This is a genomic window from Halococcus thailandensis JCM 13552 (assembly GCF_000336715.1).
Taxonomy (GTDB): Archaea; Halobacteriota; Halobacteria; order Halobacteriales; family Halococcaceae; genus Halococcus; species Halococcus thailandensis.
The window spans coordinates 1-810 of sequence record NZ_AOMF01000131.1 but is presented as its reverse complement, the minus strand read 5'-3'; the positions used below and the strand labels follow the sequence as shown (position 1 = coordinate 810).

Genomic DNA, 810 nt, shown 5'->3' with positions numbered 1-810 from the left:
ATACGGACTCAGCACCTCACCGTACTCGTCGCGCGCCATCCGTGCGTAGTCGTTGAGCTCGGAATCGAACCCTTCGAGTCGCTCGATGGTTCGGTCGGCGGTTTCGACTACCCACCGATCACGGGTGGATTCATCCACCTCGCTGATCGACTCCGGCCGCACGGCGACGTTCGTCTCTCCCTCGTCGGTCTCGTAGCTCCGGGGTTTCCCCACCACCGTCACATAGGTGGGCGTCTCGATCTGCCGCAGTGCGCTCGCCGCCTCCGGCTGGTACTGGCCTGCGTAGACGTAGAACGTCCCCGTTGGATCGACCACACGCCCCTGCCAGTATTCCGAATCTGATCCCACGTCGTTCGTCTCGGTCAGCGTCCCTGCGAAAAACAATCGATTGACACGCTCGCCCGTCGGCAACAGTGTATAGTTCGGCGCGAGTTCATCCTCGGACTCTTTGAACGTGTACGTCGCATCGTTGAACTCCCGAGCGAACAGCCGCTTGGCGACCTCCCGCCCCGGCGATCCGTTCGCGTCTGCATTCGCGCTCATCTACAACGACCTCGCTGTGATCAGCACGTCTTCAGAATCCGTCCGCGCGCCAAGCCTCTCGTACTCGTCGACCAAGACGTAGCGCCCGAGCTCTGGCCCACTAACCCGGTAGTATTTCCCGAGTACGTCCTCGGTGATATCGTCGGCGACGACTGTCGTATCCAGCGCGTCCATCGCACGCTCTTTGGCCTCCGCAAGCGTGATATCGGCGAACTCCTCGGTCATCTCCCGGTTGAAGATCACCTCGTGGACCTCGCTCCCGTTGTC

Annotated in this window: 1 protein-coding gene and 1 pseudogene; both read right to left on the bottom strand. The window is 61.5% G+C overall.

Annotated elements, in window-relative coordinates; genetic code table 11:
- On the bottom strand, window positions 1-543 hold a 543-nt coding region (locus C451_RS05745; RefSeq protein ID WP_007738710.1), incomplete at its 3' end, for an RPA family protein.
- Window positions 544-810 (bottom strand): annotated as a pseudogene (locus tag C451_RS05740) (replication factor A); the annotation flags it as partial.